This is a genomic window from uncultured Gimesia sp., assembly GCF_937910335.1.
Taxonomy (GTDB): domain Bacteria; phylum Planctomycetota; class Planctomycetia; order Planctomycetales; family Planctomycetaceae; genus Gimesia.
Window position 1 is genome coordinate 1 of record NZ_CALEMX010000237.1, and the last position, 4,971, is coordinate 4,971.

Below are 4,971 nucleotides of genomic sequence, written 5' to 3' on the forward strand. Positions count from 1 at the left end.
CTGGAAGATTGAAAAGCTGATACTGAGGCACTTTGGTACTGGCAAGCTGAGTTTCAACAACTACATTTCGGGCAGTCTTTCTGTCGTAACGATGTAGTTTCCATTTGCCAGTTCTCAGAGCGTAAGTTCCGTTGTTACCATTATTCTGTTGTACGATGTGATCGCGGCCTTTAGCATTATCACTACCCAACAGGGCTTCCAAAACATTGAAGCTATCAAGGCAGCTTTGTTTTGGCAGACTTTGTTTAGTGAGGGCGGCAAGACTGGCTGCCAGATCAATGGTGCAGACTAGTTCGTCACTCAGACCTGGTTCAATGCGACCCTTCCAACGTGTAATAAATGGCGTTCGTGTCCCCCCTTCATAGACGCTGTATTTGCCACCTGAATAGGGGCCAGCAGCGCGGTGCTTGCCGATCCTTTCAATGGCTCCGTCTTTATATCCATCATCGAGTACCGGACCGTTATCGGAACAGAAGACAACGAGTGTTTTTTCTGCCAATTTCAAACGATCGAGTGTCTTCATTAATTCGCCGACACACCAGTCAAGCTGAACAATCGAATCGCCCCGAAATCCGAGTGAGGTCTTTCCTTGGAATCGTTCGTGCGGAATGCGCGGAACGTGGATGTCATGTGATGAAAAGAAGAGAAAGAAAGGTTCAGATTTGTGTTTTGCAATAAATTCGTTAGACTTCTCAACCCATTTATCAGCAAGGTCTTCATCGCGGAAGCGCGCGGCATGACCGCCGGTATAGAAGCCAATCCGGCTTATCCCGTTGTGAATTGTTGAGTTGTGACCGCGTGACCAATCCATCTTCAATGTATGGCGATGGGTAATCCCTGTAGGATGATCAGGGCTTGGCTTTTTCGTCCCCACCCATAACGGGTCAGCAGGGTCGAGATTTAGAACACGATGATCCTGAACGTAAACCTGAGGGACACGATCATTGGTGGTGGGTAATAGGAAGCAAGTATCGAATCCTATTTCGAGAGGCCCTGGCTTCAGTTGTCCATTCCAGTCGGGCCCCTCTTCATCACCAAGCCCAAGATGCCATTTGCCGATGACTCCAGTAGCATAACCTGCACGCTTCAGAATTGAAGCAACCGTTTCAGTATCAGGTTTAATAATCGCAGGCGCATTGGGTGGCGCAATACCAGTACGTTCACCGCGAAAGGCATAAGTCCCTGTCAACATCGAATAACGCGTTGGCGTGCAGGTGGAAGCCGAGCAGTAGCCGCTTGTGAAACGCACCCCCTCTGCAGCCAGCTTGTCAATATGTGGCGTCTTTAGCGCAGTCGCACCGTAACAGGAAACATCACCATAGCCCAGGTCATCAGCCATAAAGACGATAATGTTCGGCTTCTCTGCTTTCACCTGCCTGTTCGAGAACAATAGCATAGCAGTTATTGAAAGTATCAGAATCAATCGAGACATAATATTTCTCACGGAGCTTTACGTTAACAGAAATGTTTGTCTGAACAGAACATTGGCAGTACATACGATAATAATTGGTACGATGGTTTTTACATCACTTTTTTTTCCGAACGTAACAGATTGCTGTTCAGTTTGAAAGTAACTGATTAACAGAGCGTAAATTCATCCGGGCTGACTCAACCAATGTTCATAGGATGTAAGTTCCTGCTCGATCATAATAGCAAGTGCATCTAATTTCGGCCAAATCTTTCTGAATGATTTATTTTTGCAGACCGCATGCACAAAACGCAAAAAAGGAGTCAGCCAGGGTTCAACAATGACAACATGTCCTCCCAGAGGAAGTACGCGATTCATTTCACTTAAGGTCTGCTTCAGATCCGAAAGTAGTACAGGTAAGTGATGCAGCCCACCCTGGACAATTAAAACATCCCGACTATTGTCCTAAAACTTGAGTTCCCGGCAGTCACCGACATACAGCTGTGATTTGCCCTGATATTGCTCGAGTAGATATGGCGACAGGTCAACTCCTTCAATGGAATGGAATCCCAATTGTTCTAGAGCATGTAACCCAGTGCCTTGCCCACAAAACAAATCGACTACTTTAAGATTCTTATCCCAGTTATCAACGCCCAATTGCTGAAGCCTTTTGAGAAAATTTTGGAATTCCTGATCTGGTGTTTCGAAACGACGATAGGCTTCTTCCCAGATCTCATCACAGCATTCCATACCAGGATGCCAATATTGGATCTGTGAGGTTGATACATTAAGTTGCATTTTCATGGCTTACTCGAATTCTAGCTATGAAATGCAGTGATCGTCCAAAGAGGTAGTCTGCCGGCTTGGGATAAAGATGTAAATCACTTTCCCAGTCAATCACATCCAAATCCAATTCGGAGAACATTTGCTGCCATTCCTCATAAGACAGGTAATTGTAGGGCAAAGCGACTCCATAACTTGCGTTCCCCACCCAGTCCATGAAGCGTAATGTTGGTTTCGCAAACAATCCGTTTCGCGTATGATCTTTTATAATAATCGATTTTCGAGCAACTCTTTTGGCCTCCTTGAGAATCACACTGGGATCGACTGTGTGGTGCAGAACATCGACAAGTAGAATCGAATCAACACTTTTGTTTTCAAAAGGAATAGTTGTGCCATCGAATTCTGAGACGGGAATTTTAGTGTCCTGCCTGATGAGGACATCAAGTCCCTTGATTTCAACATTTGAGTTAATCTTACTCAGGCAACTTCCCAACAGTCCATCGCCACAACCTATATCCAGTACCAGACCATCTTGAGGCAATAAAGGTGCCAAATGTCTGGTAAGCAATTCAACACGTCGGCTATGAACCGTGTGAGAGTGGATTCGTTGGAGCATTTTCATTTTATCAGGTGTCGCGAAGCTTTAATCGTTGGACTGCTTTTTTGATGGTTTTCATTTCGAAGATCTATATCTTCATTCTGTTTCGACTCAGAGAGAATATTTTTGACAGTTCTTTGTTCAGAACTCCAAATGGCGACTACTTGCATGAGCACGAAAAATATGAGCGCCTGCGTCACTGTGAAAAGAGTAAATGCTCCTGCAATCAATCGTGACCAATGCAAAGTTATCTTGCCAGACGAAACAAATTCAATAATACCAGGCCACAGGAATCCAATACCCAATAAAGTGAATAAACCAACGATCACACCCAGAGGTTTACCGGTAAACAGACTGGCCACAACGGATGACCAAAACCCGACTGATTCCTCACGCCGTGAACTGAGTTGAGCCATTCGATTAGTCAATGCCGAAGCCAGAAGCAATGTAATACCAAATGAACCAACCAACTGGCAGACTACAAACCGATAGATCATCCATTCTTCGAGTCTATGGTTCTGAAAGTAGAATTCTGTAGGATAAGCCGCCAGTACCAGTATGAATAACATGCAAAAGGAAAAGCCCGCCAGAAAGATTTTTTCTGGACGATAGCACAGTACACCTTCACCGATAACTTTGAGAAAACGGATACCGTCCCAAAGTGCGCTCAACTTACTTTCCCCAATCCGTTCTTCGTATTTCATTGGGATTTCTATTATCCGTAAATCATTCATTAAAGCGCGTGCGCTCATAGCCGGAGTGAAATGCAATCCGTCGGGAAGCGGATAAAGATGCTTGAGCGCCGAGCGGCATACGACCCGCATGCCACTGGCTGTATCAGTGACTTTTCTGCCGCATAACAAACCTAATAGAAAGGCAAAGATTCGATTGCCTGTCCTGCGTATTGCCGGCATTTGTGAATCTGGTCCTAGCCGTGAGCCAAGCGTGACATCGGCATTTTCAGCAATCGCCGTCTGACAGAGCTGGCTAAAGAATCGAGGATCACAAGTACCGTCGGCATCTAGAAACCCGACGAGATCTCCTCGTCCCAGTCTCCAGCCTTCTTTAATAGCCGCTCCATATCCTTGGTTTTCTTCATAAACCACTACTTGAATATCTTCATAAGTTTGAGCAATTTCAACGGTTCGATCGGTAGACCCATCACTGACGACAATGATTTCTACACCTTCTAAGCCTGCTTGATGAGAAATGTCCTCCCGTGCGTCGAGACATCGGTCAATCGTGGCACCGATGGCCTCCTGTTCGTTTAAAGCTGGAATGACTATTGTAAGCCATCTATTATTCATACCTTACGACTCATTCAGATTGGAGTGAAGCACTCATCCCACAGGATTATCTTGAACGTACAGAATTCAATAGTGGTAAGAAACTTCTGGTTTTAAAATAGTGAATAATACATAATAAGGGGACCTAGGGGGCATAGCTAGCTAAAATTTATAGTTTCGAGCCCCGGAACAGATGCCGATAAAATAATAATACCAATTTTATGGCTCATCCCATTTGAATTGAGTTGTTGCCGACAGGCATCAATCCGACCATCTCGCTTATCAGAATAATGCCTGATCCATGAAAATAACTCTGATACTGTTAACCTGTTATGTTCTGGCCACCCTGGTATTGATTACAAAAGTGATTCCCACTCAATTCATCCGTTTCAAAGTTCTCAAACCACTTCGGAACAAAATTCAATTCCTGAGCACTACTCGATTGGCTGTGCTGACCGTTTTTATTCTCAGTTTTATGCTCTCGGCTGGTATTTCAAACATTAAAATACCTGTCCCACGATTTCATGATGAATTTAGTTATTTATTAACATCCGACACGATTTCGCAAGGCAGGCTCACTAACCCAATACACCCTTTCTGGAAACACTTTGAATCATTTCATATCATCCACCAACCCTCTTATGCCTCCAAATACCCTCCCGGGCAGGGACTGTTTCTGGCCATAGGTCAAGTTCTGACGGGACGCCCGATTGTAGGTGCCTGGTTGAGTATCGCACTGGCAAGTGGTGCGATCTGCTGGATGCTGCAATCCTGGGTACCACCACGCTGGGCCTTCGCGGGAGGACTGATGTCCGCGCTCCATCCACTCATGATACTCTGGGGTCAGAATTATTGGGGTGGTGCCGTTGCTGTTCTTGGTGGAGCACTATTATTTG

At 45.2% G+C, this 4,971-nt stretch carries 5 protein-coding genes and 1 pseudogene; 1 reads left to right on the forward strand and 5 read right to left on the reverse strand.

The annotated features are described in order from the left end of the window. From Q0668_RS09370 to Q0668_RS09390, 5 genes are all read right to left on the reverse strand, one after another. Positions 1-1,396: arylsulfatase (locus tag Q0668_RS09370; RefSeq protein ID WP_366918885.1), on the reverse strand; the 1,396-nt coding region annotated here is incomplete at its 3' end. Positions 1,397-1,594: 198 nt separating this feature from the next. Beyond that, positions 1,595-1,786 carry a hypothetical protein gene (locus Q0668_RS09375; protein WP_298863337.1) on the reverse strand — a complete coding sequence of 64 codons (192 nt, stop codon included), beginning with the start codon at positions 1,784-1,786 and terminating at the stop codon, positions 1,595-1,597. Positions 1,787-1,873: 87 nt separating this feature from the next. Beyond that, positions 1,874-2,212, reverse strand: a complete 339-nt coding sequence (locus Q0668_RS09380; protein ID WP_298863339.1) for a class I SAM-dependent methyltransferase — start codon at positions 2,210-2,212, stop codon at positions 1,874-1,876. Next, positions 2,196-2,807: a class I SAM-dependent methyltransferase gene (locus Q0668_RS09385; RefSeq protein WP_298863342.1), complete on the reverse strand. Its 612-nt coding sequence runs from the start codon at positions 2,805-2,807 to the stop codon at positions 2,196-2,198. Before Q0668_RS09385 ends, Q0668_RS09380 begins: the two co-directional genes overlap by 17 nt. Positions 2,808-2,809: 2 nt before the next feature. After that, positions 2,810-4,096 (reverse strand): glycosyltransferase family 2 protein, encoded by a 1,287-nt coding sequence (locus tag Q0668_RS09390; protein ID WP_298863345.1) that lies wholly within the window; start codon positions 4,094-4,096, stop codon positions 2,810-2,812. A 280-nt stretch (positions 4,097-4,376) separates the two neighbouring features. Between Q0668_RS09390 and Q0668_RS09395 the strand changes: the two are divergent. Further along, positions 4,377-4,971: pseudogene (locus Q0668_RS09395) on the forward strand (hypothetical protein); the annotation flags it as partial.

Coding starts and splice junctions, on each gene's coding strand:
- Q0668_RS09375 (WP_298863337.1), bottom strand. CDS start 1,786: ATGAATCGCGTACTTCCTCTGGGAGGACATGTTGTCATTGTTGAACCC.
- Q0668_RS09380 (WP_298863339.1), bottom strand. CDS start 2,212: ATGAAAATGCAACTTAATGTATCAACCTCACAGATCCAATATTGGCAT.
- Q0668_RS09385 (WP_298863342.1), bottom strand. CDS start 2,807: ATGCTCCAACGAATCCACTCTCACACGGTTCATAGCCGACGTGTTGAA.
- Q0668_RS09390 (WP_298863345.1), bottom strand. CDS start 4,096: ATGAATAATAGATGGCTTACAATAGTCATTCCAGCTTTAAACGAACAG.